The organism is Aquitalea sp. FG25 (genome assembly GCF_057809375.1).
On the sequence record NZ_JBMDJV010000004.1, the window covers coordinates 205,986 to 231,479 of the forward strand.

The following is a 25,494-nucleotide window of genomic DNA, read 5'->3' on the forward strand; positions in this document are numbered from 1 at the left end:
GGCTTACAGGAAGTGGCGCAGCGTGTCTTCCAGGTTCTTCTCGTTCAGGCGGCCCAGCAGGCTGCCCACCTGCTTGCCATTACGATCCAGGATGATGCTGTAAGGCAGGGCACCCGCCGGATTACCCAGCGTACGCAGCAGGCTGAGGGTGTCGCTATCGCCAAGTATGATGGGATAAGTAATTTTCAGCTGGCGGGCAAAATTATAGGTTTCCGTCTTGTTGTCCAGCGCAATGCCTACCACCTCCACACCTTTGGGAGCCAGACGCTCGCGCAGGGCATTGAGCATGGGCATTTCCTCGCGGCAGGGGCCGCACCAGGTGGCCCAGAAATTCACCAGTACCACTTTGCCTTGGTAAGCACGCAGGGAGACGGAGCTGCCGCTTTGGTCGGTAAAGCGGGTTTGTGCCAGGGTAGGGGCTGCACTGGCCGCCAGCGGCAGCAGGCAGAGCAGGGCGGCCAGCAGCGTGGCGCGCAGGGATGTCAGGCTCATTTGGCCTCCTGAACAGGGTTGCATGGGAAAGCAGCAGTCTGACGCAGTTGGAGGGTGCCGACAGCTTCAAGTTTCACGCCGCATGAGCAAAAAAGTTTCATGTTAAAATGATCGGCTGACTTTTTTGCGGAGTGAGCATGTCTCTCCTGGTATGCGGGGCGCTCGCCTACGATACGCTGTTCTCGTTTCACGGTCGATTCGACAGCCAGATCCTGCCCGATCAGCTGCACAAGATTTCCACCACCTTTCTGGCCCCCAGCATGCGACGCGAATTTGGCGGCATGGCGGGCAATATCGCCTACAGTCTCACCTTGCTGGGCGAAAAACCGCTGGTGATGGGCACGGTAGGCGAGGATTTTCAGCCCTACCGCCAGCACCTGCTGCGCGCCGGGGTGGACGACAGCCATATCCGGCTGATCGGCAAGCAATACACCGCACAGTGTTTCGGCATTGCCGATGAAGACGGCAACCAGCTGATGGCCTTCCACCCTGGTGCCATGGATTTCTCCATTGACAATCATATCGCCGACATCCAGCAGCCGGTGGAGCTGGCCATCCTGTCGCCAGGTGGTCATCGCGCCTTCTTGCAGCACTCGCAAGAGCTGGCCGAGGCGGGTATCCCCTTTATCTTCGACCCCGGTCAGGAACTGCCGCTGTTGTCGCGCGAAGAAATCCATCAGATTGTCGAGCTGGCCAGCTACGTCACCATCAACGACTACGAAAGCGAGTTGATGCGCGAACGCGCCGGGCTGACGGTGGACGATTTACGGCGCAAGGTGAGCGCCGTGGTGGTGACCCGTGGCGCGCGCGGGGCCGACCTCTACGTGGGGGCCGACCACATTCATCTGCCACGGGTAGCGATGTCACAGCCGGCGGTGGACCCGATGGGCTGCGGCGATGCCTTCCGCGCCGGGCTGATGTACGGCATCAGCCATCAGCTGGACTGGCAACTGACCGGTCGTCTGGCCAATATGATCGGTGCCATCAAGGTCACCACCGCCGGTTGCCAGAACCACTTTTTTGACTGGGAACAGTTGCACGCCATGTATCAGCGCACTTACGACACAGTCTGGCCGCTGGATTAAGCGCTGCCTGGCCTGTCTGGTGTGCCGCCTGGCCGCCAGACTGGCTGGCAAGCTTAATTGCACTTGTCATGCAGGCACACATGCCGCCAGGCTGAAGCATTCCTTCATTGAGCAGGGTTGAATTCCCCGCTGCCAACCCCCACCATAGATCAATTACTCGCAAGTCATCCGACGCCTAGGGGAGCCCATGACCGTCCCACATCTGTCCACCGCACTGACCGGCCCGCTGCTGGAACTGGAAAGCCGCATTCTGACCGCCCAACCACATATCGAGCACTGGTTCCGTAGTCAGTGGCATAACCATGCTGCACCGTTCTACGGCTCGGTCGACCTGCGCAACAGCGGTTTCAAGCTGGCTCCGGTGGATATGAATTTGTTTCCCGGCGGGCATAACAACCTGAATCCGGATTTCCTGCCCTTGTCCATCCAGGCGGCGCAGGCTGCGGTGGAAAAGGTTTGTCCGGAAGCGCGCAGCATTCTGCTGATTCCGGAAAACCACACCCGCAACACCTTCTATCTGCAGAATGTGGCCACGCTGGTGCACATTTTCGAGCAGGCCGGCCTCAAGGTACGCCTGGGTACGCTGAACCCGGAAATCACCGAAGTCACCGAACTGACCAGTGCTGGCGGCGACATCGTCAAGCTGGAACCCATCCTGCGTCAGGGCAACCGCCTCAAGCTGGCCGATGGTTTCAACCCCTGCGTGGTGCTACTGAATAACGATTTGTCCGGCGGCATTCCCGACATCCTGAAGGACCTGGAACAAAACCTGTTGCCGCCACTGCACGCAGGCTGGGCCGTGCGCCGCAAGAGCAATCACTTTACCGCCTACGACCAGGTGGCCGACGAGTTCTCGCAGCTGATCTCCATCGACCCGTGGATGATCAATCCCTACTTCGTCAACTGTAGCGGGCTGGATTTCCATGCGCGTCAGGGCGAGGACGCCTTGGCCGAATCCGTGGCCAGCACGCTGGACAAAATTGCCGCCAAATACCGCGAATACGGCATCAAGAACGACCCCTTCGTCATCGTCAAGGCCGATGCTGGCACCTACGGCATGGGCGTGATGAGCGTGAAGAGCCCGGAAGAAGTCATCGGCCTTAACCGCAAGGCGCGTAACAAGATGTCGGTGGTAAAGGAAGGGCTGGAGGTTTCCGAAGTTATCGTGCAGGAAGGCGTCTATACCTTTGAAACCGTGGGCGAGGCCGTGGCCGAGCCGGTGGTCTACATGATGGATCGCTTTGTCACGGGTGGCTTCTACCGGGTGCATACCGGCCGTGGCATTGACGAAAACCTCAACGCACCGGGCATGCAGTTTGTGCCGCTGTCGTTTGAAACCCCCTGCCTGCCAGACAAACACGGCTCGCCAGACTGTGCGCCCAACCGCTTCTATGCTTACGGCGTGATTGCCCGTCTGGCGCTGCTGGCGGCTGCACTGGAGCTGGAAAACACCGACCCCGAGCGCGACTGAGTCCATGCGAACCCTGCGCTGGCTGTGGCTGCTGTTATTGCCGACCATGGCAACGGCAGCCAGCTTTGATTGCAGCAAGGCGGCAACGGCTACCGAGCAGGCCATCTGCCGCCAGCCGGAATTATCCGTGCTGGACGAACAAGTGGCGACTGCCTATCGCCAGCACAACCCGCAAGGTTTGCTGCAGGAAAACCAGCGCGCATGGCTGGCTGGACCGCGTGCTGAATGCAAGGCGGACGTTGCCTGTCTGCAAGACAAATACCGGCAGCGGCTGGAGCAATTGCAGGGCGCAACGCTGATCCGCCAGCACATCGATAATGCCGCACCGGCTTACCGCTTCGACATCAGCCTGCTTAACTGGGGTGAGCGCGACTGGGCTGCCGAAGGCCCGGCGCTGATCAATATCATCGACAAGCGCAGCCAGCGTAGCGTACAGCAGCTGCGGCTGGACAATGTGTATATGGCGCATGGCGACGATGGCAAGCCACTGGTCAATACCGCGCGGCTGTATGATTTGCAGGGTGTGATCAATGTGGCTGACTTCAACTTTGACGGCCATGCCGATTTTGCCGTGCAGAACGGCAATGACGGCCCTTATGGCGGCCCCACCTACAGCGTTTATCTGTACGACAATGCCAGCCAGCAGTTTGTGCTGAGTGACGAATTATCGACGCTCACCAGTGAAACGCTGGGCATGTTCCAGGTGGACGCCAAGCGCAAGCGGCTGAGCACTTTTGCCAAAAGTGGCTGCTGTTACCACGAAACCACCTACTACCAGTTTGATGCCCGCCACCGCCTGCAGGCGGTGGAAAAGCTGATTGAAGACGCGCAGGACCCGGCAGGCAAAGAGGTACGCGTGACGCGCGAAACCCTGGTCAATGGCCGCTGGAAGACATCCACCCGGCGTTATGCGCTGGATGCCTACTATCATCAATGAATCCCATGGCCGCCAGCCGGCCCGCCAGTGTGTGCTGGCGAAACCCTGGAGAGCACTATGCGTATCCTGTTCATCGCCGATCCGCTGGAACAGTTCAAGATCTACAAGGACACCACCTTTGCCATGATGGAGGAGGCGGCACGGCGCGGCCACGCGCTGAGCTTTGCCGAGGCGCGTCAGCTGTCGGTAGAGGGCGGCCGCCTGCTGGTGGATGCCCGTGGCCTCACCATTACCGATGAGCGCAAGGGCGATCATCCCGCCTGGTACAAGCTGGAAGATGTGCATCGCCAGCCGCTGACCGCCTTCAATGCGGTGGTGATGCGCAAGGACCCGCCGTTCGACATGGAATACCTGTACGCTTCGCAGCTGTTTACGCTGGCCGAGGCGCAGGGCGTCAAGGTATTTACCAGTGGCCAGGCGCTGCGTGATTTCAACGAAAAGCTGGCCATCCTTAACTTCCCCGAGCTGACCGCGCCCACCATGATCACCGGCGAAACCCCACGCTTGAAGGCCTTTATTCGCCAGCATCTGGACGTAATTCTCAAGCCGCTGGACAGCATGGGCGGCGACAGCATTTTCCGCGTGACCCCGAACGACCCCAATCTGTCGGTGATTCTGGAAACCATCACCCTGCGCGGCAAGCGCACCATCATGGCCCAGCGTTATATTCCGGAAATCCGCGATGGCGACAAGCGCGTGCTGGTGATTGACGGTGTGCCGGTGGACTACTGCCTGGCGCGCATTCCTGCTGCCGGTGAAACCCGTGGCAATCTGGCCGCCGGTGGCCGTGGCGAGGCCCGCCCGCTGAGTGCGCGCGACCGTGAAATTGCCGAAACCGTGGGCCCGGAGCTGAAAAAGCGCGGCATTCTGCTGGCCGGGCTGGATGTGATCGGCAATTACCTGACCGAGGTGAATGTCACCAGCCCCACCTGCTTCCGCGAAATCATGGACCAGACCGACATCAATGTGGCTGGTCTGTACATCGATGCCCTGGAGCGGGCCTGCCAGCACTGAGTCCTGCCATCAGCCTGTCATCTGCCGGCGGCAACATCGCCGCTGACATGGCAATATGGCCAGCGCTTGCCCATGACGGCGGCAGCGCTTAACATGCCGCTCGCCAGACTGGCAGCAGACCAGACAGCACCGCGCAACTACAGGACCCGACATGAGCAAGCATGAGGAAAGCCCGTTCAAGGGCAAGACCGGCATCCGCCGGCTGATCAACGCCTTCGGCTATTCTCTGGATGGCATCAAGGCGGCCTTCCGTCATGAGGATGCCTTCCGCCAACTGGCCTTGCTGGCCATCATCCTCATCCCTGCCGCACTATTTATCGTTCCGGCCAGCCCGCTGGCCCGTGCGCTGCTGGTGGCCAGCTCGCTGGCCACGCTGGTGATCGAGCTGCTGAATTCCGCCATTGAGGCGGCGGTGGATCACACCTCGCTGGAGCGCCACCCGCTGGCCAAACGCGCCAAAGATATGGGCAGTGCCGCCCAGCTGCTGGGCCTGATCAATCTGGCGGCCATGTGGTCGCTGGTGTTGTTTGGCCGCTAGGCGGGCAACAGCCGACGGGACTGCAGCTGCAGGCTGATCGAGATCAGGGTGGCCAGCAAAAAAGCCAGATTGCCTTCCAGCCTGGGCAGCAAGCAGACCAGCGCCAGACAGAAACCGGCAAAGCTCAGCCGCCCCAGCAACATGCCGCGCAGCAATGCCTGTACTGCAGCCGTGCCTTGCATGCGTTGGGTAGACACGGCCATCACCACCGCCAGTAGCGGAAATACTGCAACCACCCCGCTCCAGTTTGCACCCAGCTTGCTTGCGGCCAGGCTAGCCAGCAAGGTCAGCACGGCTGCTGCCAGCATGCGTAAGCCCAGGGTCTCGTTTGTGGCGGTTGCCACCTGTGCCACCGCCGGTCTGGGCAAGCAGATGCTATTGATCAGCACGGCCAGCCCTGCCATGGCCAAAGCGGACGGGAGCGTTAATGTCAGCCCCTGTACCAGCAAGGCAGCCAGCAACCAGCCGCACAAGGCCGCAGCCAGCGTGAGTGGCCAGCCAGACCGGGTGGCGCAACGGGCGTAGACCAGATTGAACAGTTCGGAAGCGGCAATGGCCGCGATAGCCTGCATGGCGGCACGCGCGGCAAAGTCAGTACCATGCTCTTGCATCAGCAGCCACAGGATGGGGCCGGCTACGATCGGAAGGCCTGCCATCCAGCCTGCCCGGTGCGGCCCGTAATACCGTGCCACCAGCGCCAGCAGGTAGAGAAAAGCAGGAACCAGCGTCAGTTTCAGTAGCAGCATGCGCTTGGATTGGCTGGATAATTCAATAGCATAACATGCGCGTGCATGATCAGACTCTCTGTAGCTGCTGCCCGTCTGCCTTGTGTGTATGCTGGGGCATCCACATCAAGCGCGAGGAAATAGCATGCTGTCACCCGCTGAATCCGGAGTGGAAGAACTGGTTCTCAATCTGGTGCTATGGCTGAAACTGGCGGTGGAAGCCAGTGGTGCCGTAGTAATCGGCATCGGGGTGCTGGTGGCCGGGGTGCGCTACCTGCAAGGCTGCTTTGAGCCGGGCATGGCGCAATACAATGCGGTCAGGCTCAGTTTTGCCCGTTTCCTGGCACTGGCGCTGGAGTTGCAGCTGGCGGCTGACATCCTGTCTACTGCCGTGGCCCCCAGTTGGGACCAGATAGGCAAGCTGGCCGCCATCGCCGTACTGCGCACCGCGCTCAACTTTTTCCTGGCCAGGGAAATCCGCGATACCGAGTTAGAGGGTAAAACCTTGGTGGCTGATCAGCCCTGATGCCCTCGCGATGGCTGACGGCGATACAGATAGCCGGGATAGACGCGGATACAGCCACTATCGTCTTCTACCTTGCCATACTCGCCCACCAGCTCCCAGCAGGCACCATTGGCCTGCAAAATCCGGTAAACAGGGCTGCCCGCCTGATAGAACATCAGCTCGTCACCGTGGAAATGGTCCAAGGGCAGCAGCGGGTGCTGGCTGGGCAGGATCAGCAGCATGGCCGCCGTGCGCTCATCCATGTCGGCCAGTTGCTCCCTATCGGCCATGACCATGCCGCAGAACGCCAGCAGGAAGGCGATGGGTAGCATCAGCCAATGGCCACTGGCCAGGCCAAACAAGGTCAGTACCGTGGCACCGGTAAAAAAGAAGCTGCTGTGTGTTTTCATGATGTGTGCTTTGCCCGGGAGGAATAGCCCGTAAAACGGCAAACGCCGCCTGGCATGGAGGCGGCGTATTGTCTGGAAGCGATGCGGTCCGTCGCAGGAACCTTCAGGCTGGTTAGCTGCTTACGGTTTAGCCTGATTTCCGAATTATATGGCGGCTTTTCTGAACTTGATTAATAAAATCAGCGCATTGCCAATGCTGATGGCGTAGCGCCTCTACTTGCATGGTTTGGCTACGATGGCCAAAAAAACAACGCCACCCGAAGGTGGCGTTATCTGGTGCAATCCGCTGGCGGCGATTTACTCTTCCGCAGCCTTGGCTTCCGGCGGGGCAATCACCTCGCTGTAGCTGCACTCCTTCTGCGGGCAGACTTTCTCGGTACCACGACGCTTGGTGGTCTTGATGGTGAGAATCGGCCAGTTGCACTTGGGGCAGGGCTCGGCCACCGGCGGGTTCCAGGTGGCGTACTTGCACTTGGGATAGGTATTGCAGCTGTAGAACAGCTTGCCGTAACGGCTCTTGCGCTCGATCAGATGGCCGGATTTGCACTCCGGGCATTCCACGCCGGTGTCACGCGGCTTTTCCAGCGGTTCGATGTGCTTGCACTTGGGGTAGTTGGCGCAGCCGATAAACTTGCCGTAACGCCCCTTCTTGATGTGCAGCGCGCCGCCACAGTCCGGGCAGACACGGTCTTCAATCACCGTCGGGGCTTCGGCCTCTTCCGCTGCCTGTTCGGCGGTTTCACCCATATTGCGGGTGTAGTCGCAGTCCGGGTAGCCGGTGCAGGCGATAAAGCGGCCACGCTTGCCAAACTTGATCGACAAGGGCTTGCTGCATTTGGGGCAGGCTTCGTCCAGGCTTTCGGTGGTGACTTCGGCGCGGGAAATGCTTTCCTTCTCGGCAATCTGCTTGGAGAAGCCCTTCCAGAAGCTGTCCATCACCGGCACCCACTCACGCTGGCCGCTGGCAATGTCATCCAGCTGGTTTTCCAGCTTGGCGGTGAAGTTGTAGTCCACGTACTGGCTGAAGTGTTCAGTCAGGAATTTGTTGACGATGTCGCCGGTATCGGTGGGCAAGAAGCGCTTCTTGTCCAGGATGACGTATTCGCGGTCTTTCAACGTGGAGATGATGCTGGCGTAGGTGGACGGACGGCCAATGCCGAATTCTTCCAGTGCCTTCACCAGGCTGGCTTCAGAGAAGCGCGGTGGCGGCTGGGTGAAATGCTGTTCACCGTACAGCTTGTCCACCGGCAGGCTGTCGCCTTCTTCCAAGAGCGGCAGCTTGGCGTTGTCTTCGTCCTCGGCATCGTCCACGTCTTCTTCGTAGACGGCCAGGAAGCCAGCAAAGGTCTGCACTTGGCCGCTGGCACGGAAAATGCCCTCGCCCATGGTGATGTCCACGCTGGTGGTGTCAAACTTGGCCGGGGCCATCTGGCAAGCCAGGGTACGCTTCCACACCATGTCATACAGCTTGAACTGGTCGGTGGTCAGGAAGGGTTTGACCGAATCCGGCGTGCGCAGGATGGACGTCGGGCGGATGGCCTCGTGCGCTTCCTGTGCATTCTTGGATTTGTTTTTGTAGGCAACCGGGTTTTTGGGCAGGAAGTCGTTGTTGAAGGTATCGCCGATATAAGTACGGATTTCTTCCACGGCTTCGTTGGCCAGTGCCACCGAGTCGGTACGCATGTAGGTGATCAGACCCACCGTGCCCTGGCCGATGTCGATACCTTCATACAGCTGCTGTGCGGTACGCATGGTGCGGTCGGTGGTCATGCCCAGCTTACGCACGGCTTCCTGCTGCAGTGTCGAGGTGGTGAAAGGGGCAGCCGGGCTGCGCGATTTCTTTTTCTTCTCGATGCTGGTGACGGTGGCCGGCTGGTCTTGCAGGCGGGCCAGAATGCTGGCGTGTTCGCCATCATTAGGGATGTCGAACTGATCCAGTTTCTTGCCGGCAAGCTGGGTCAGTTTGGCGGAAAACTTGGTACGGCCCTTGTGGCTGTCCAGATGCACCGACCAGTATTCCTGCTGCACAAAGGCCTTGATCTCGTTTTCGCGTTCGCAGATCAGACGCAGCGCCGGGCTTTGTACCCGGCCGGCAGACAGGCCACGGCGGATTTTCTTCCACAGCAGCGGGGACAGGTTGAAACCCACCAGGTAGTCCAGTGCCCGGCGTGCCTGTTGGGCATCGACCAAGTCCTGTGCAACCTCGCGCGGGTTGCCGATGGCTTCCAGCACGGCATTCTTGGTGATTTCGTGAAACACCACGCGCTGGGCAGTTTTATCCTTCAGCAGCTTCTTGCTGTTGAGGATTTGCACCAGGTGCCAGGAAATGGCTTCGCCTTCGCGGTCCGGGTCAGTTGCCAGATAGACGTGGTCGACTTCGGCCACGGCCTTGACGATGGCATCAACGTGTTTGCTGTTGCGGGCGATCAGCTGGTATTTCATGGCGAAGCCCTTTTCAGGGTCTACCGCACCGTTTTTGGGTACCAGATCGCGCACGTGACCGTAGGAGGCCAGGACTTCAAAGTCCGGTCCCAGGTATTTCTTCAGCGTTTTTGCCTTGGATGGCGACTCAACGATCAAGAGGCTGGAGGGCATGTTTTCGTTTCAGTGTGTACCGGAAACATCCGGCTGATAGCGGTTCTATCTATCAAATAAAGCAAGAGCGCAAATAAAACAAGAGCGCATTTGGCGCTCTTGTGCAAAATTCCCTGCCATTATCATCAGGCGAGGCGGGATGGTAAGCCCGTACCGCCAGTGCTGACAAGTTATTGCATGGTTGGTTCGCCGTGAATGGCGTCCAGCAGTTCTTCCCCCAAGAGGATGGGCAATTCCGCTTTTTGTGCCCACAACACCATCAGCGCCACCAGCTTGGCCGAGCCGACGTTGATGTCATCGTCGGGCAGTTCGCACAGGCGGTCTATCACCATTTCACGCTGTGAGGGTGAAAGGGCACCGTGATCTTCCAGAAACTGGATCAGGCCGCGCACTTCCGTGGGCAGGCGTTCCAGTTCAGCATCGGCGTAGATGCGCATGCCAACCGCGTCATCCGCGCTGGCATACAGGCCGTCCACCATATTGGCGACATTGTCCAGCCAATCCAGTGCGTCGTTGATTTCCTCATCCTCGAAGCCGGCGGCTTCGAGCTGGCGCATCAGGGAGCCACGGTCGCCAAAGGCATCCGGGTCACGGTATTGCTCAAACAAATAAGTGAGAACGTCAAACATCAGGTCTTCTTCAAATGGGCTGCCACACGATCTGGTCCGGGTCAGACCAGCCGCTGGACCTGCCCGCCGGGCAAGCTGGCCAGCTTGCCGGCAAGCTCCAGCTCGAGCAGCATCGCGTAAAGCTCCCCTTGCGTCAACCCGAGTTGTACGGCAAGTGTCTCACTACTGACCGGATCGAAACCCAGCAATGCCAAAACCGGGTGCTCGGCGGCGGTGCTATCCACCTGTGGCAGTGGGGATGGCGGGCGGATGACTGCCGGTCGGCCCACCTCTTCCAATACATCCTCCACAGTTTCGATCAAGCGGGCACCGTCTTTTAGCAACCGGTGGCAGCCACGTGCTTGTGGATTGTGAATGGAACCGGGAATGGCCATGACTTCCCGCCCGTACTCGCCGGAGAGCCTGGCGGTAATCAGCGAACCGGAGTTGATATTGGCTTCCACCACCAGGCAGCCGCGTGATAGTCCGGCAATGATGCGGTTGCGGCGTGGAAAGTGGCTGGCGAGCGGGCCGGCCCCCAGTGGGAATTCGGACAGAATCAGGCCGGCACTGCCAAGCTGGTGGGCTAGTTTGCGGTTGCTGGCCGGATAAACCCGATCGATACCGGTGCCGATGACTGCAATGCTGGAGCCTATTTCCTGCAGGGCACCTTGGTGTGCTGCGGCGTCAATGCCGCTGGCCATGCCACTGACGATGGTATAACCCAGGGCGGATAGCCGGCGGGCAAAGTCTTCGGCAATCTGCTTGCCTGGTGGGGTGGCGTTGCGGCTGCCCACTATGGCCAGCATGGGGCGTTGCAATAGTGCCCGCTGGCCACGGGCAAACAGTAGTGGTGGTGGCGACGCTGTTTCGGCCAGCGACTGCGGATAATCATCATCCAGCAGGCTGAGCAAGGTGCAGTCAGGCTGGGATGCCCAAGCCAGCGCGGCCTCCACGGCGGGGCCGGCCAGCCGGTCGCGCAGGGCGCGTGCCACTTCCTGGCCCAGGATGGGCGTGGTCTGTGCCGTCGTGGCGGCAAGGGCTTGGCTGGCCGAGCCGAAACTGGCAATCAGCTTGAGAAAGCCAGCCGGGCCTATGCCCGGCGTCAGTGCTAGCACCAGCCAGTCTTCCGTGGTCTGGCTCATTCGTCTTCCGGTGGTGCGATCACATCTCCGACGCTGGTGGCATCCGTGCTTTCCAGCACCAGCCCATAGGACACCTTGTCAAACACCCGGTAGACAAAAATCTTGCCGATAGTCTGACCCGGCAGAATGACTTCCTTCTTCTCTCCATCGGCCATCACCAGAGTGACGGGCTTGGCATTCTTGTAGATGCTGAACACATCACCAGCTTCTACTTGTTCGCGCTTACCACGGTTGATCACGACATTGGAGTATTGCGCTGCGCCATCCACACCGTCGTACACCGAGATGATCTGCCCACGGATATTGCCATCCGGGCTGTGTGGTACATAGCTGACAAACTGGTCCTTGGGGGCCTTGATCATGCGATCGCCCACCAGAATCTCGCTGTTCACCTTGGTCAGGTGCATGGCCTGGATTTCATCACCCAGCTTGTCCACCACCGCATCGCCGCCATACATCACCTCGTAGCCGAGGTTTTCCTTGGTGACCGGATCAATCAGTGGCTTGCTGGCGCGATAGACCTGCCAGTTGCCCATTTCGCCCACCCCATTGGCAAAGACGCGGTCTCCGGTGCCAAATGCCAGCCGCTCACCCGGACCGGCAACCAGTCTGGGTGAGGTGGCGAATTCTTCTTCGTTGACCACCAGCGGGCGATACAGGAATGGTTCGATCGCCTTGGCCGGAATACTGGAGACGGCCTTGTCGATGTCGGACATGCGCACCTGCGGTGACAGGCGTACATCACCCTGGCGGGATTTTTCCAGCGACAGGCGCGGCTGACCGTTTACATAAGTCAGTACCAACACGTCACCGGGATAAATCCAGTGCGGGTTCTTGATTTCAGCCTTGTTCATCTGCCACAGGCGGGGCCATTTCCACGGGCTCTTGAGATAATGGCCTGAAATACCCCACAACGTGTCGCCCTTAACCACGGTATAGCGCGCCGGTGCGCCGGATTTGATGGTCAGCGTGTCGGAAAAAGCCGGGAGAGCCAGTCCCAGAGCCAAAGCAAGCGATATAATACTTTTACGCATGAAAAGTGCCCCAATATTTGAGTGTAATGAGCGCCCGCGAGCGCTCCTTTGACAAACGAGCATGCGTCAGACACATCTATTATCGACGTGCTGATGGCATTACGACAACTTGGAGCAAGAAAACCGATGGCGCTGCTGAATATTTTGCATTATCCGGATGCGCGTCTGCATACCGTGGCTACGCCGGTCGAGACGTTTGACGCAGCCCTGCAGACCCAGATCGATAATATGTTTGAAACCATGTACGAAGCCAAGGGCATCGGACTGGCTGCCACCCAGGTGGATTACCACCAGCGTCTGGTGGTGATGGATATCTCCGAGGAGCACAACGAACGTCGCGTCTTCATCAACCCGGTCATCCTCGAAAAAGAAGGGGAAACCGTGTACGAAGAAGGCTGCCTGTCTGTGCCCGGCATCTACGACAAGGTCACCCGGGCCGAACGGGTCAAGGTGCGGGCACAGGATGCTACCGGTGCCGAGTATGTACTGGAAGCTGACGGTTTGCTGGCCATTTGCATTCAGCATGAAATTGATCATCTGGACGGCAAGGTGTTTGTGGAATACCTGTCCGAACTCAAGCAGGGCCGTATTCGTACCAAGCTGAAAAAGCGCGAAAAACAGAATATGTGATCAATAGCGCCGCTCTGCACAGGCAGGCGACGGTGCATCTGAAAAGGACAGGCCAGCCCTGTCTTTTCTTCTTGTGGGCTTACGATGAAACTGATTTTTGCCGGTACGCCGGAATTTGCCGCCGCCGCGCTGCGCACCTTGCTGGCAGCTGGCCATGAAATCGCCCTGGTGCTAACCCAGCCGGATCGTCCGGCCGGGCGCGGCATGAAGCTTAAACCCAGCCCGGTAAAGGAAGTGGCGCTGGAACATGGCTTGCGCGTGGAGCAGCCGCTGTCGCTCAAGACGGAAGAAGCCCAGGCGATGCTGCGCGACATCGGTGCCGAGCTCATGGTCGTGGCGGCCTATGGCTTGCTGTTGCCCAAGGCGGTGCTGGACATTCCGCCGCGCGGCTGTTTGAACATTCATGCGTCCTTGCTGCCGCGCTGGCGTGGTGCCGCGCCTATTCAGCGCGCCATCCTGGCTGGCGATAGCGAAACCGGCATCACCATCATGCAGATGGATGTGGGGTTGGATACCGGTGCCATGCTGTCGATCCATCCGCTGACCATTGCCCCCGACGACACCGCCGCCAGCCTGCATGACAAACTGGCGCGTTGTGGAGCGGAGGCCATTGTCAGCACCCTGGCCGGGTTGGATGGGTTGCAGGCACAGGCACAGCCTGAAGCAGGTGTGACCTATGCCCACAAGTTGACCAAGGCCGAGGCCGAAGTGAACTGGAGCCTGCCCGCCGCCGATATCGCCCGTGCCATCCGGGCCTATAACCCGGCCCCCGGTGCCTTTACCCAGTTGGGCGGCGAGCCGCTGAAGCTATGGCAGGCGCAGGCCATTGCCGGACAGGCCGAGGCGGGTGTCATCGTGCGTGCCGACGCCGAAGGTGTGGTGGTGGGGTGCGGCGATGGACTGGTGGTGCTTGGCCAGCTGCAAGCAGCAGGGGGCAAGCGTCTGAGCGCGCGCGACTTTGCCGCCGGTCGTGCTGCATTGGTGGGAACCCGGCTGGGGCAGTAAGCGTCTGTAAGGGTCACAGCAAAAGGAGGATGGTGTGAACAATATGTTCAAGACGGCCATGCTGATGGCCGCATTTGTCGCATTTCTTGGTGTGGTCGGTGCGCTGATCGGCGGCAAGAGCGGCCTGTTGCTGGCCTTGCTGTTTGCCGGTGGCATGAATCTGTTTGCCTATTGGAACTCCGACCAAATGGTGTTGCGCATGTACAACGCCCAGGAGGTGGATGCCCAGTCCGCGCCGGAATTTTACGGCCTGGTGGCCGAGCTGGCACAGCGCGCCGGCCTACCCATGCCACGGGTTTACGTCATCCACGAAGAGCAGCCCAATGCCTTTGCCACCGGGCGCGATCCGGAACACGCAGCCGTGGCCGCCACCAGCGGCATCATGCGCATGCTGGATTACCGTGAGCTACGCGGGGTGATGGCGCACGAACTGGCCCATGTCCGGCATCGTGACACCCTGATTTCCACCATTTCCGCCACCATGGCTGGTGCCGTGTCGGCCTTGGCCAACTTTGCCATGTTCTTTGGCGGGCGGGATGAAAACGGTCGTCCGGTCAATCCGCTGGCCGGCATTCTGCTGGCCATCCTGGCACCGCTGGCGGCCAGCCTGATCCAGATGGCCATTTCCCGTGCGCGTGAATTTGAAGCTGATCGTGGCGGTGCCGAGATTTCCGGCGATCCGCTGGCATTGGCGGCAGCGCTGCAGAAGATTGAGTACTACGCTCAAGGTATTGCCATGCCCACGGCACAGGCCCATCCGGAAACGGCACAGATGATGATCATCAACCCGCTGGCCGGGCTGGACGTGGGTGAGCTGTTTCGTACCCACCCGCACACTGAGGAGCGCATTGCCCGCTTGCACGCTATGGCGCGCGGCGTGGGCTGAACGTATCATGCGCAACTGAACAAATCACGGGCCGGTACCGCCAGGCGGGCACCGGCCGTTTTCATACGGCGAGTGTGCAGTGCTCGCCGTTTGCCATTTAAGGTTTTTACATGCATCGCATACAGCAACTGGCCGCCGACGTGCTGGGCCAGGTGGAATCCGGCCATACCCTGACCGAGGCGCTGGCCCAAGCCCAGCGCCAGGGCAGTGAACTGACGCCGCAAGAGCGTGCCGCCCTGCAGGACATCTGCTATGGCAGCCTGCGCCAACTGGCCCGCCTGCGCTTCTGGCTGCGTCGGCTGGTGCCCAAGGCCTTGCCGGAACCACAGCTGGAGCGCGTGTTGTTAGTGGCTCTCTATCAGCTGGTGTACACCCGTGCAGCTGACTACGCCATCGTCAACGAGGCGGTCAAGCTGGCCGAGCGGCTGGCGCGCGGCAAGTTCAAGGCGCTGGTCAATGGCGTGCTGCGCAATTTCCTGCGTCAGCGTGAAGAAATGCTGCGTCTGGCCGACAAAGATCTGGAAGCCGCCACCAATCACCCGCGCTGGTGGGTGAAAGCCATCCAGCAAGCCTATCCGCAGCAATGGTCAGACATCCTGCAGTGGAACAACAGCCACCCGCCGATGACGTTGCGCGTCAATGCCCGCAAGAGCACGGTGGCCAGCTATTTGGCCCAACTGGAAGCGCTGGGCATGGCGGCAACCGCGCTGGATGAGCAGGGCGGCATCCTGCTGGACAAGCCGGTCAATGTGCGCGAACTGCCCGGCTTTGCCGATGGCGTCGTGTCGGTGCAGGACTGGGGCGCGCAGCAGGCGGCCCGTCTGCTCGACCTGCATGTCGGCCAGCGCGTGCTGGATGCTTGCGCGGCTCCCGGCGGTAAAACCTGTCACATGCTGGAGCTGGCTGATGTCGACATGACGGCGCTGGACATCGACCCGCAGCGCCTGGCTCGCGTGGCCGACAACCTGCAACGTGGCGGGCTGCAGGCCATCTTGCATGCAGCCGATGCCGGACTGGCCGCCGACTGGTGGGATGGCAAGCCCTTCGACCGCATTCTGGCCGACGTACCTTGCTCGGCATCCGGCGTGGTACGCCGCCATCCCGACATCAAGTGGCTGCGCCGCCCGGGCGACTTTGCCACGCTGGCAAGACAACAGGCGCAAATGGTTGACACGCTGTGGGGGCTACTCGCGCCAGGCGGAAAAATGCTATACGCTACGTGCTCGATTTTTCCGGAAGAAAACCAACAGCAGCTGGAGGCTTTCCTGGCACGCCATGCCGATGCCGAATGCCAGAACCAGCAACAGCTGTTGCCCTGTGAGCGTCATGACGGTTTCTATTACGCGCTGCTTGCGAAACATTAGCCTGGTGTTATGGCTACTGGTCTGTGCCGTCACGACGGCGCAGGCCGACGGCATTCTGGCGCGCCGTGCCGATGCAGAGCTGACGCCAGATGGTCAGCTCTCGCTCAGTACCCGTTTTCAGACCAAGCTTTCCAGCAGCCTGAATGATGCCCTGGCACAGGGCGTTGCCTTGACCTTCCGGCTGGAGTTTGAACTAACCCGGCCCCGCAGCACCGCGTATTACCTCAATCTCAAAGAGTGGTTCGAACCCCACGCCAGCCTCACCTTCAAGCTGTCCTATCAGTCGCTGACCAGCCGTTACCGTGTCACCATCGGCAGCTTTTCAAATTATTACCGTTCCCTGGCCGAGGCCATGGGTGCGCTAGGCTCCATCCAGGATTGGCGCGTCTTGCAAAGTGGCGCACTGGACCCGCGCAGTCCGGGCAATGTGGCCGGTCGCGTACGGCTGATACTGGATATCAGCGAGTTGCCCAAACCCTTCCAGCTCAATGCGCTGGGTTCTGGTGAATGGAGTCTGTCCTCCAACTGGACGGCCATCAATATGAAAGAAGCAAGCTGATGCGCTATGCCGCCATTGCCCTGGCGACATTCGGAGCCATCATGCTCTACCTGCTGGCCGTAGCAACCGGCAATGCTTCCAAGCTGGCCGAGTACTACTGGTGGGTATTCGGGCTCAACAGCCTGTTGCTGGTTGGTCTGCTGGGCGTAGTGGGGCGGCAATTGCTGCGCCTGCGTCAGCGGGTAAAAGGGCGGGTATTCGGTGCCAAGCTGACACAGCGGCTGGTGATGATGTTTGCCGTGGTGGCCTTGGTGCCCGGCTTGCTGGTATTTACCATTTCGGCCCAGTTTCTGACGCGCAGCATCGAAAGCTGGTTTGATGTGCGGGTAGAGTCCGCCCTTGATCGCGGGCTGGAGCTGGGCAAAGGCGCACTCAACTATGTACTGGATGATGTCGCCCGCAAAAGCCGCGTGGTGCTGGATGATATCGATGGACTGCCCAGCATCATGCTGCCTTCAAGGCTAGAGCGCTTGCGCGAGCAACTAGGGCTGCGCGAAGTGGCCATCTTCAACAAATCCAGCCAGTTACTGAATTTTGCCAGCAGCAATGCAAAGCAGCTGCCCATGCCGCCGTCGCGGGACAGCCTGCGTGGCCTGAAACTGCGCCAGAGCAGCAAGTCGATCGAAAATGATGCCAGCGGGCTGGCCTTGCGCGTGCTGCTGTCATACCGCACCGCCGAAGGAGAGTGGCGCGTACTGCAGGTCATGCAGGCTGCCCCGCAATCCATTGCGCGCGATGCCGAGCAGATTGAGAGCGCCAGGTCCGAATACCACCAACTGCTATTGTCACGTGACGGCCTGAAAACCTTCTACATGCTGACGCTGGCACTGGCCTGTCTACTGGCGCTCACCTCGGCGCTGGCATTTGCACTGTTCTTGTCCGAGCGGCTGTCTGCACCGCTATCCGAACTGGCCGCCGGCACGCGAGCCGTCGCGCAGGGGGACTTTTCCAAGCGCCATCCGGTATATCGGCGTGACGAACTGGGCATGCTCACCACGCTGTTCAACCGCATGACCCAGCAGCTGGATGAAGCCCGACAGACCGCCAACCAGACCCAGCAAGCGCTGGAAAGCGGCAAGCTTTACTTGGAAAGCATTCTGGCCAATCTCTCCGCTGGGGTGATTGCACTGGATGCGGCCTGGCAGCTGCGCGCAGCCAATACCAGTGCCGGACGCATACTGGGTGTTGATTTCTCCGAACTGGTGGCCTACCCGGTCGAACAGTGGTCAACCCGAGTTCCGGCCTTGATTCCTCTGGTGGACACCATGCTGCAACATGGGGAAAACAAGCTGGAAGAAGAGTGGCAAACCCAGCTGGATTACGTCACCGGCCACGGCCAGCGCAGCCTGCTGGTACGCGGTGCCCGCTTGCCGGAACGCTCAGGAAGCGGTTATGTTGTGGTGTTCGACGACATTACCGAGCTGGGCAGGGCGCAGCGGGATGCGGCTTGGGGCGAGGTGGCCAAGCGGCTGGCGCATGAAATCCGCAATCCGCTCACCCCCATCCAGCTGTCGGCCGAACGACTGGCCATGAAACTGACAGCCAAGCTCGACGGGGCGGATGCCGACATGCTCAAGCGCTCCACCGATACCATCATCAAGCAGGTGGCTGCGCTAAAGAATATGGTGGATGCCTTCCGCGATTACGCCCGGGCACCACGCATCAAACTCAGTGAACTTGATCTCAATCAGGTGGTGCGAGAGGTCAGCACGCTGTACGAATCCAATCCGGCTGTTAAGATTGAGTTGGAAGACAGGCCGCTGATGATCATGGGGGATGCCGCACTATTGCGGCAGGTATTGCATAACCTGATGCAGAATGCGCAGGATGCGGTCCTTGACGTTGACATCCCGATGATTCACATTAGCAGCCGACAAGAAGGAAGAAACGCGATCGTCTGCGTGCAGGACAATGGTTCGGGCTTTCCGGCCGAGCTCCTGCCACGCGCGTTCGAGCCCTATGTGACCAGCAAGCCCAAGGGTACGGGGCTGGGGCTGGCGGTGGTGAAGAAAATAGCGGAGGAACACCATGGTCAGGTCACATTGGGGAATGGCGAGCAGCAAGGCGCGCGCATTCTTCTCACCCTGCCATTGCTGGAGGCCTAATGCGTAGCAGCGATATATTGATTGTTGATGACGAGATCGGAATTCGTGAACTGCTCTCGGAGATCCTGCAGGATGAGGGATACACGGTTGCCCTGGCGGAAAACGCCGAGGTAGCCAGGCAGTTGCGCAACCAGACGCGTCCCGCGCTGGTGCTGCTGGACATCTGGATGCCAGACTGCGACGGGGTCACCCTGCTCAAGGAATGGGCCAAGTCCGGTCAGCTGAACATGCCGGTGGTGATGATGTCTGGCCATGCCAGTATTGACACTGCGGTGGAAGCAACCCGTATCGGGGCTTTTGATTTCCTGGAAAAGCCGATTGCCCTGCAAAAATTGCTTACCACGGTGCAACGCGCGCTGAAGTATGGCGACATGCAGGCCAATACCTCGCTGAACCTGGACAAACTGGGACGCAGCGAACCGATTCAGGAGCTCAAGCGCCAACTGGAACGGGTGGCCAAGGTTAAGTCCCCGGTGCTGCTTACCGGCGAACCGGGTTCCGGATTTGAACTGGTGGCGCGTTTTTTCCATCAGGGCAATACGCCCTGGGTGACGCCGGCCAAGCCCGAACAACTGGCGGATGCGCCGCTGGAGTTGCTGCAAAAAGCCAATAACGGCGTGCTGTTCCTGCCGGAAATCGGCCAGTACAACCGCCGGGTGCAGCAGGGCCTGTTGTTTCTGCTCTCCAAACTGGACCGCTTCAATGTGCGCCTGCTCTGTTCTTGCAGCCGCCCATTGCAGGAGTTGCTGGTTGATCCTGAGTGCGACAACCGCCTGCTGACCGCACTGTCCAGCGTGATCGTGCCGATTCCGCCGCTGCGCGAGCATGCGGAGGACATCATCTTCATCGCTGAGCAGATCCTGATCGAGCTGGTGGAGTCGCGTCAGATTCCTAACAAGAAGCTGACCACGGCGGCCTTGAATGCGCTGCGTCAGTATGACTGGCCGGGGAATCTGGAGCAGCTGCGCAGCATCATCAAGAGCCTGGCGCTGACCTCTGAGTCGGATGATGTGGATGCACCGGAAGTCAACAAGGTGCTGGCGCAGTTCCGCCATGAAAAACCGGTGGAAGAGTCCGGCTTCGACTTCAACATGCCTTTGCGCGAATTGCGTGAACAGCTGGAACGTCGTTACTTCGAGTACCACATCTCGCTGGAAAACGGCAATATGAGCCGCGTGGCACAGAAAGTGGGCCTGGAGCGCACTCACCTGTATCGCAAGCTCAAGCAGCTGGGCATCAAGTTCGCCCGCAAGGTAGTGGAAGAATAATCCGTCCCTTGCTCCACCAAACGCCAGCCTTGTGCTGGCGTTTTGTTTTTCCGGCTAGCTCGCAGGAACTATGGCGTCTGGCAGCTGATTTGACTAAGCTTCACCCTCATGACAGATCTGAACGATGCAGCCCTGCTGCGCTATAGCCGGCATATCCTGCTGCCGGAAATCGATATCGAAGGCCAGCAACGGCTGGCGGCAGCACGGGTACTGGTGATTGGTGCTGGCGGCCTGGGCTCGCCGGTGGCGCTGTATCTGGCCAGTGCCGGGGTGGGCCAGATCACGCTGGCGGATGATGACCAGGTCGAGTTGAGCAACCTGCAGCGCCAGGTGGCGCACGATATGAACTCGCTGGGACAGAACAAGGCAGAGTCGGCACGTACGCGCATGCTGGCGCTTAATCCGGACATCCAGGTGCGGGCGCTGAGCGAACGGCTGGATGCCACCCGTTTGCTGCAAGAAGCCGGGCAGCATGATTTGCTGCTTGACTGTTCGGACAACTTTACCACCCGTCATGCAGTAAATCGGGCCAGCGTGGCTGCTAGGGTGCCGCTGGTGTCCGGTGCCACTGTGCGCTTTGCCGGGCAGTTGGCCGTGTTTGATCCACGTGTGGCGGGTTCACCCTGTTATCACTGCCTGTTTGCCGAGGAGGGCGAGGCATCTGATGGCCCATGCGCCACCTTTGGCGTACTGTCGCCGCTGGTTGGTGTGATTGGTAGCCTGCAGGCGGTTGAGGCGGTGAAGTTGCTGGCGGGGCGGCCGCCTGTACTGGGCAGTCTGACCTTGTACGATGCGCTGAGTGGAGAATTCCGTCAGATGAAGTTTGGTCGTGATCCGGCCTGCCCGGTGTGTGCTGCGGCCTGAGCTTCCCCGGTTCTGACCAACAAAAAGCCCCGCATTGGCGGGGCTTTTTGCTGACTGGGCTCAGGCTCCCAGTTGCTGGTTCAGTATCTGGTGTACTTCCTTGAAATCCATCACCCCGACATAGCGCTTGAGGATATTGCCTTGTTTGTCGATCAGAAAGGTGGTGGGAGCCAGCTGGATGTCACCGAAGGCCTTGGCAATGCTGCCCTGGCCATCCAGGGCCACAAAGAAGGGTAGCTGGTTCTTCTGCACGAAGGCTTGTACGTAATTGGGCGGGTCATAGCTCATGGCCACGGCCATGATTTGCAGTCCCTTTGCACCGTATTGCTGATGCAGCTTCTTGATCTCCGGCATTTCTTCCACGCAGCCTGGACAGCTGGTGGCCCAGAAATTCACCAGAACCACCTTGCCTTTGAGTGAGGCGGTATCTGCCTGCTGGCCATTGAGCGAGGTATAGCTGACCTGTGGCGCTGCATTACGGTCGAACAGGGTGGTGTAGGCAATCAGGCCGACTACGGCAAGGGCCAGGAGTGAGAGCAGAGCCTTCTTCATGCGTGGTAATCCAAATGGTGGAGAAACGACAGCCCCGCACGGGCGGGGCCTCCGGCGTTATTGGTCTTGCATGGACAGCAGGAGTTCCTTCAATTGTCCCTCAAGTGTCACTGCCTTGTTCTGCTTGGCGTCAAATACCACGAAGGTGACATCCGCTTCGGCTACCAGCTTGTCACTGCCTGCCAGGGTGACACGCTGGTGCATGACCGCACTGCGACTGCCAATGCTCTTGACCGAGGTGGCAATGACCAGTTCGTCGCCCATGGTGGCTGGATAGCGGTAGTCGATATTGATGTTGACCACCACCAGTGCCAGACCGGATTGTAAGAACCAGGGCAGGTCGCCGCGTTCTTCAAAGAAAGTCCAGCGGGCCTCTTCGAGAAATTCCAGATAGCGGGCATTGTTGACGTGGCCGTACAGGTCCAGATGATAACCCCGGACTTTAATGCGTGTTTCGTGTGACATGTTTTTCCCCTCGAGGTGGAGCTGGGTCTCAATCCTCGGCATTGAGGTCCAGCGGAACGAATGGCTCGCGCTCTAATGGCGTCTCGACCATATCGGTAAGAACGGAGTGGATTTCAACATCAAACCACTCCAGGAACAGGGCCGGTGTCAGTTGTTGCGGCCACAGTATTTCATCATCGCACCAGTCAGCCAGTTCGGCCTGAAACAGCATGCGGTAGTGCTGCAATACAAAGTCATGTGCCGATGCGTAGTCGTCTGCTGCCGGAATCAGCAAGGCATTGCAGTCCCGGGTGAGTGCTTCCAGCTCCAGCTGGTCATCCAGCTCGCCCGGCAGTTGCTGCAGCCAGGCCAGAAAGGGCGCACGCGGGCGAATCAGGGCAATGCTGCGGTTGACTTCAAACATGGTGAATCCTTGTGTTAATTGCTGGAAATCTGGTTATCGCGGGTGAAGGCGAAAGCCTGCACGATGATTTTTGAGCCCTGCTGCGCCAGTGATGGCGGGAAGGGACTGAAGGGTGCGCTCATCTGCACAATGCGCCTAGCACCGTCATCCAGCACACTTTGGCCGGAGCTCCGCAGGATGCGGCACTTGAGCAGGCTGCCATCCGCCGCAACCGTGACTTCCAGGGTGACGGAACCGTGAATGTTCAGCTGGCGAGCCTGTTCGGGGTAGTTGAGGTTGCCTATCCGTTCGATGCGCAGCCGCCAGTCGGTTTGGTAGCGCGACCATTCATAGCGGTGGGTACTGTCGCCGTTGCCGTTGTTGCGGCCCGATTCCAGGCTGCTGTCATTCATGGTGACGTCGCCACGTACGGAGCTGAGCTGGCCTACCTGAGCAAGCAGACTGCCGGCATTCACCGGTGTGGCTGGTGTGTCGGTGGATTCGGCGGAGGGCGAAGGCAGTGCCGGAGATTTTTTGTCTATTGCCTGGCGTATGGTATGAACCTGCCGTGGCTGTGGTGTGCTGTCGTTAAGCGATGCGGATGGGGTCTGAGCTGGCGGCTCGTTGGACTGGCGATGGCTGGCCTGCTTGTGTTTTTGCTCGGTGTTGCCGCTACCCTGGTTGTTGTCCAGGCCAAGGCGGCGGGTATCTGGTGGCGTCAGGCTGGGTTGGGTGGCCAGATTGACGCTGATGGTGTGGCTGTCCGGCAACTGTAGCGGACGTACCCAGGTAATCATGCTGGAGCCGAACAGCAGTACATGTGCCAGCAGCGATGCGGCAATCATGATGAGTGGCGTTAGCTGCGGGTTGCGGCTGACTGGGGTGCGCAGATGGGCGGTCATGGGTGTACGGCGGCCTCCATAGGTCTGCAGCAGTTTAGCATGGCTGAGGAAGTACCAGAAAAAACGCCGTGCATTGCACGGCGTTCTGCTGATGTTGACGGCTTACTTGTCCAGCATGCTGCGCAGCATCCACGCGGTTTTCTCATGCACCTGCAGGCGCTGGGTCAGCAGGTCGGCGGTGGGTTCATCCGCAGCACGGTCGGCCAGCGGGAAAATACTGCGGGCGGTACGGCAAAGGATTTCATGGCCATCCACCAGTTGGGCCAGCATTTCTTCCGCTTTAGGCACGCCACTGGCCTCTGCAATAGCCGTCAGCTTGGCGTAGTCGGCATAGCTGCCTGGGGCAAAGTGGCCCAGTGCACGGATGCGTTCTGCGATCAGGTCTACCGCCAGTGAAAGTTCGTTGTACTGCGTTTCGAACATCAGGTGCAGGGTGTTGAACATCGGCCCGGTGACGTTCCAGTGGAAATTGTGGGTTTTCAGGTACAGCGTGTAAGTGTCAGCCAGCAGCCGGGAAAGGCCATGGGCAATGTCCTGGCGGTCTTGTTCGTTGATGCCGATATCCATATGCAAACTCCTGGTTGATGGGTAAACCGGACCATGTCTGCGGGCCGGACTTGTCGGCCTGCGGCAGTTCTGGTCTAGAATTGCCCTTTTGCGGAAAAATCATCATGAAACCTTGGCTGGTCTGCAATGGCAGTGTTGTACGACTAACGCTGCACGTACAGCCCGGTGCCAGAAAAACGGAAGTCGCCGGTGAACATGGCGACTGCCTGAAAATCCGCCTTGCTGCCCCCCCTGTTGATGGCAAAGCCAATGCAGCATTGCTGGCATGGCTGGCCGACTGCTTTTCGGTTGGCAAGCGGGCAGTCAGCTTGCAGGCCGGCGACAAAAGCCGGCACAAGGTGGTGTCCATTGTGTCGGCGCTGGATGAAACTGCGGTACTGCAGTTGCTGCAGGTCCAGTAAGCGCCGTTGTTTTAGTGAATACGGCGCGGATCATTGCCCTTGGGTTCAACCCGGCTGAATTCACCCTCGATCACATCATCAGCCATGCCTGTCGGGCTGGTGACATTCTTCAGGCTTGGCCCCTTGAATGGCAGCAACAGCAGAATGGCCAGCAGATCGCTCAGAATGCCCGGAATGGCGAACAGCAACCCAGACAGGGCATAGCGCAATGGCCACAGCAATGAGTATAGCGACACCTGCTGGCCCTGGCGCAACACGCTGGACAAGGTAAGCAGGGCTCCCAGCTTCTGATTGCGCAGCATCCAGATGCCCAGCAAGCTGCTGGCCACCACCAGCAGGAACACCACACCGCCACCAAGGTGGTGGGCCAGGGTAACCAGGGTGGCGATTTCCAGCAGCGGATAAATCAGTAACAGCAATAAAATGGCGCGCATCGAATCAAGGTATCCGTATGAACTATCTGATGGTGTTTTGCAATGTGCCGGATGAAACAACGGCCAAACACATTGCCCATGTTCTGGTGCAGGAGCAACTGGCCGCCTGCGTCAATATCCTGCCCGCCTGTCGGTCGGTCTATATCTGGGAAGGCCTGCTGGAAGAAAGCAGCGAAATTCCCTTGCTGATCAAGACGACCCAAGCAGGCTATGCGGCTTTGCAACAGCGTCTGCTGGCATTGCATCCCTATGATGTGCCGGAAATCGTCGCAGTGCCAGTCACGCAGGGCTTGCCCGCTTATCTGACATGGGTATCGCAGGCGGTGGTTTCAAGAGATGCCGGCCACGCGGCAGGATAATTTTCGACTTGCCGCCATGTGGCCGAGTTCCAGCCGTTTAGCATGAATTTCTGGTCTATGCCCCGGTTTTTTCAAATTAATTCGGTAAAAGTATTGACTGAAAAAGGCTGTTTTATTATAGTTGCGAACTCTTTCGTGGGTCGGTAGCTCAGCCGGTAGAGCAGCGGACTTTTAATCCGTTGGTCGCGAGTT

At 59.4% G+C, this 25,494-nt stretch carries 29 protein-coding genes; 16 read left to right on the forward strand and 13 right to left on the reverse strand.

Annotated elements, in window-relative coordinates; translation table 11 throughout:
- Window positions 1-3: 3 nt before the first annotated feature.
- On the reverse strand, window positions 4-492 hold the full coding sequence (locus ACODR9_RS05850) for a TlpA family protein disulfide reductase (RefSeq protein WP_488808137.1): 489 nt from the start codon (window positions 490-492) through the stop codon (window positions 4-6).
- 137 nt (window positions 493-629) lie between these two features.
- Here ACODR9_RS05850 and ACODR9_RS05855 point away from each other — a divergent pair, with 137 nt between their 5' ends.
- The 5 genes from ACODR9_RS05855 to ACODR9_RS05875 all read left to right on the forward strand — a co-directional run bounded on the left by ACODR9_RS05855 (window position 630) and on the right by ACODR9_RS05875 (window position 5,537).
- Window positions 630-1,577 carry a carbohydrate kinase family protein gene (locus tag ACODR9_RS05855; RefSeq protein WP_488808138.1) on the forward strand — a complete coding sequence of 316 codons (948 nt, stop codon included), beginning with the start codon at window positions 630-632 and terminating at the stop codon, window positions 1,575-1,577.
- 187 nt (window positions 1,578-1,764) lie between these two features.
- Window positions 1,765-3,048 (forward strand): glutamate--cysteine ligase, encoded by a 1,284-nt coding sequence (gene gshA, locus ACODR9_RS05860; RefSeq protein ID WP_488808139.1) that lies wholly within the window; start codon window positions 1,765-1,767, stop codon window positions 3,046-3,048.
- A 4-nt stretch (window positions 3,049-3,052) separates the two neighbouring features.
- Entirely contained in the window at window positions 3,053-3,985 is a 933-nt protein-coding gene (locus ACODR9_RS05865; RefSeq protein WP_488808141.1) for an XAC2610-related protein, read from the forward strand.
- A gap of 57 nt (window positions 3,986-4,042) precedes the next feature.
- A complete protein-coding gene (gshB, locus tag ACODR9_RS05870) occupies window positions 4,043-4,999 on the forward strand; it encodes a glutathione synthase (protein ID WP_488808142.1) in 957 nt (318 codons plus the stop codon).
- Between the two features lie 151 nt (window positions 5,000-5,150).
- The gene (locus tag ACODR9_RS05875; RefSeq protein ID WP_488808144.1) at window positions 5,151-5,537 is read left to right on the forward strand and encodes a diacylglycerol kinase; all 387 of its coding nucleotides are present in this window, start codon (window positions 5,151-5,153) and stop codon (window positions 5,535-5,537) included.
- Here the strand turns inward: ACODR9_RS05875 and ACODR9_RS05880 are convergent.
- The gene (locus ACODR9_RS05880) at window positions 5,534-6,283 is read right to left on the reverse strand and encodes a hypothetical protein (protein ID WP_488808146.1); all 750 of its coding nucleotides are present in this window, start codon (window positions 6,281-6,283) and stop codon (window positions 5,534-5,536) included. The two genes, ACODR9_RS05875 and ACODR9_RS05880, sit on opposite strands and share 4 nt — an antisense overlap.
- Before the next feature lie 124 nt (window positions 6,284-6,407).
- Between ACODR9_RS05880 and ACODR9_RS05885 the strand changes: the two genes are divergently transcribed.
- Window positions 6,408-6,788 carry a DUF1622 domain-containing protein gene (locus ACODR9_RS05885; RefSeq protein ID WP_488808148.1) on the forward strand — a complete coding sequence of 127 codons (381 nt, stop codon included), beginning with the start codon at window positions 6,408-6,410 and terminating at the stop codon, window positions 6,786-6,788.
- Here the strand turns inward: ACODR9_RS05885 and ACODR9_RS05890 are convergent.
- The 5 genes from ACODR9_RS05890 to ACODR9_RS05910 all read right to left on the reverse strand — a co-directional run bounded on the left by ACODR9_RS05890 (window position 6,779) and on the right by ACODR9_RS05910 (window position 12,559).
- Window positions 6,779-7,177 (reverse strand): hypothetical protein, encoded by a 399-nt coding sequence (locus tag ACODR9_RS05890; protein WP_488808149.1) that lies wholly within the window; start codon window positions 7,175-7,177, stop codon window positions 6,779-6,781. The genes ACODR9_RS05885 and ACODR9_RS05890 overlap by 10 nt on opposite strands.
- A gap of 297 nt (window positions 7,178-7,474) precedes the next feature.
- Window positions 7,475-9,772, reverse strand: coding sequence for a type I DNA topoisomerase (topA, locus tag ACODR9_RS05895; protein WP_488808150.1), 2,298 nt, complete (start codon window positions 9,770-9,772; stop codon window positions 7,475-7,477).
- A 170-nt stretch (window positions 9,773-9,942) separates the two neighbouring features.
- The gene (locus ACODR9_RS05900; RefSeq protein WP_488808151.1) at window positions 9,943-10,401 is read right to left on the reverse strand and encodes a Smg family protein; all 459 of its coding nucleotides are present in this window, start codon (window positions 10,399-10,401) and stop codon (window positions 9,943-9,945) included.
- Between the two features lie 41 nt (window positions 10,402-10,442).
- Entirely contained in the window at window positions 10,443-11,525 is a 1,083-nt protein-coding gene (gene dprA / locus ACODR9_RS05905) for a DNA-processing protein DprA (protein ID WP_488808152.1), read from the reverse strand.
- Entirely contained in the window at window positions 11,522-12,559 is a 1,038-nt protein-coding gene (locus tag ACODR9_RS05910; protein WP_488808153.1) for a LysM peptidoglycan-binding domain-containing protein, read from the reverse strand. The genes dprA and ACODR9_RS05910 overlap by 4 nt, the downstream gene beginning before the upstream one ends.
- A 126-nt stretch (window positions 12,560-12,685) precedes the next feature.
- On the opposite strand from ACODR9_RS05910, the gene def reads away from it, so the two are divergent.
- From def to ACODR9_RS05950, 8 genes are all read left to right on the forward strand, one after another.
- Entirely contained in the window at window positions 12,686-13,189 is a 504-nt protein-coding gene (gene def / locus ACODR9_RS05915; RefSeq protein WP_159880031.1) for a peptide deformylase, read from the forward strand.
- 84 nt (window positions 13,190-13,273) lie between these two features.
- Entirely contained in the window at window positions 13,274-14,194 is a 921-nt protein-coding gene (gene fmt, locus ACODR9_RS05920; RefSeq protein ID WP_488808156.1) for a methionyl-tRNA formyltransferase, read from the forward strand.
- Between the two features lie 43 nt (window positions 14,195-14,237).
- The gene (gene htpX / locus ACODR9_RS05925; protein WP_488808175.1) at window positions 14,238-15,080 is read left to right on the forward strand and encodes a zinc metalloprotease HtpX; all 843 of its coding nucleotides are present in this window, start codon (window positions 14,238-14,240) and stop codon (window positions 15,078-15,080) included.
- A gap of 110 nt (window positions 15,081-15,190) precedes the next feature.
- Complete coding sequence (gene rsmB / locus ACODR9_RS05930) at window positions 15,191-16,444, forward strand: 16S rRNA (cytosine(967)-C(5))-methyltransferase RsmB (RefSeq protein ID WP_488808157.1); 1,254 nt, start codon at window positions 15,191-15,193, stop codon at window positions 16,442-16,444.
- On the forward strand, window positions 16,431-17,003 hold the full coding sequence (locus ACODR9_RS05935) for a DUF4390 domain-containing protein (RefSeq protein ID WP_488808158.1): 573 nt from the start codon (window positions 16,431-16,433) through the stop codon (window positions 17,001-17,003). The genes rsmB and ACODR9_RS05935 overlap by 14 nt, the downstream gene beginning before the upstream one ends.
- Window positions 16,952-19,108 (forward strand): sensor histidine kinase, encoded by a 2,157-nt coding sequence (locus ACODR9_RS05940; protein WP_488808160.1) that lies wholly within the window; start codon window positions 16,952-16,954, stop codon window positions 19,106-19,108. The genes ACODR9_RS05935 and ACODR9_RS05940 overlap by 52 nt, the downstream gene beginning before the upstream one ends.
- Complete coding sequence (locus tag ACODR9_RS05945; RefSeq protein ID WP_045846398.1) at window positions 19,108-20,376, forward strand: sigma-54-dependent transcriptional regulator; 1,269 nt, start codon at window positions 19,108-19,110, stop codon at window positions 20,374-20,376. Before ACODR9_RS05940 ends, ACODR9_RS05945 begins: the two co-directional genes overlap by 1 nt.
- A 108-nt stretch (window positions 20,377-20,484) precedes the next feature.
- Complete coding sequence (locus ACODR9_RS05950; protein ID WP_488808161.1) at window positions 20,485-21,240, forward strand: HesA/MoeB/ThiF family protein; 756 nt, start codon at window positions 20,485-20,487, stop codon at window positions 21,238-21,240.
- A 60-nt stretch (window positions 21,241-21,300) separates the two neighbouring features.
- On the opposite strand, the gene ACODR9_RS05955 is transcribed toward ACODR9_RS05950, so the two are convergent.
- The 5 genes from ACODR9_RS05955 to ACODR9_RS05975 all read right to left on the reverse strand — a co-directional run bounded on the left by ACODR9_RS05955 (window position 21,301) and on the right by ACODR9_RS05975 (window position 24,108).
- Complete coding sequence (locus ACODR9_RS05955; RefSeq protein WP_488808163.1) at window positions 21,301-21,792, reverse strand: TlpA disulfide reductase family protein; 492 nt, start codon at window positions 21,790-21,792, stop codon at window positions 21,301-21,303.
- A gap of 57 nt (window positions 21,793-21,849) precedes the next feature.
- Entirely contained in the window at window positions 21,850-22,257 is a 408-nt protein-coding gene (locus ACODR9_RS05960) for an acyl-CoA thioesterase (protein WP_488808164.1), read from the reverse strand.
- A 28-nt stretch (window positions 22,258-22,285) separates the two neighbouring features.
- Complete coding sequence (locus ACODR9_RS05965; RefSeq protein WP_488808165.1) at window positions 22,286-22,660, reverse strand: VacJ; 375 nt, start codon at window positions 22,658-22,660, stop codon at window positions 22,286-22,288.
- A 14-nt stretch (window positions 22,661-22,674) separates the two neighbouring features.
- Window positions 22,675-23,541 carry an energy transducer TonB gene (locus tag ACODR9_RS05970; RefSeq protein WP_488808166.1) on the reverse strand — a complete coding sequence of 289 codons (867 nt, stop codon included), beginning with the start codon at window positions 23,539-23,541 and terminating at the stop codon, window positions 22,675-22,677.
- A gap of 102 nt (window positions 23,542-23,643) precedes the next feature.
- Window positions 23,644-24,108: a Dps family protein gene (locus ACODR9_RS05975; RefSeq protein ID WP_159880014.1), complete on the reverse strand. Its 465-nt coding sequence runs from the start codon at window positions 24,106-24,108 to the stop codon at window positions 23,644-23,646.
- A 104-nt stretch (window positions 24,109-24,212) separates the two neighbouring features.
- On the opposite strand from ACODR9_RS05975, the gene ACODR9_RS05980 reads away from it, so the two are divergent.
- Window positions 24,213-24,509 (forward strand): DUF167 domain-containing protein, encoded by a 297-nt coding sequence (locus tag ACODR9_RS05980; RefSeq protein ID WP_488808167.1) that lies wholly within the window; start codon window positions 24,213-24,215, stop codon window positions 24,507-24,509.
- 11 nt (window positions 24,510-24,520) lie between these two features.
- Here ACODR9_RS05980 and ACODR9_RS05985 read toward each other — a convergent pair whose 3' ends face one another.
- Window positions 24,521-24,943: an FxsA family protein gene (locus tag ACODR9_RS05985; RefSeq protein WP_488808168.1), complete on the reverse strand. Its 423-nt coding sequence runs from the start codon at window positions 24,941-24,943 to the stop codon at window positions 24,521-24,523.
- Window positions 24,944-24,960: 17 nt separating this feature from the next.
- On the opposite strand from ACODR9_RS05985, the gene cutA reads away from it, so the two are divergent.
- The gene (gene cutA, locus ACODR9_RS05990) at window positions 24,961-25,302 is read left to right on the forward strand and encodes a divalent-cation tolerance protein CutA (RefSeq protein WP_488808169.1); all 342 of its coding nucleotides are present in this window, start codon (window positions 24,961-24,963) and stop codon (window positions 25,300-25,302) included.
- Window positions 25,303-25,494 lie beyond the last annotated feature (192 nt).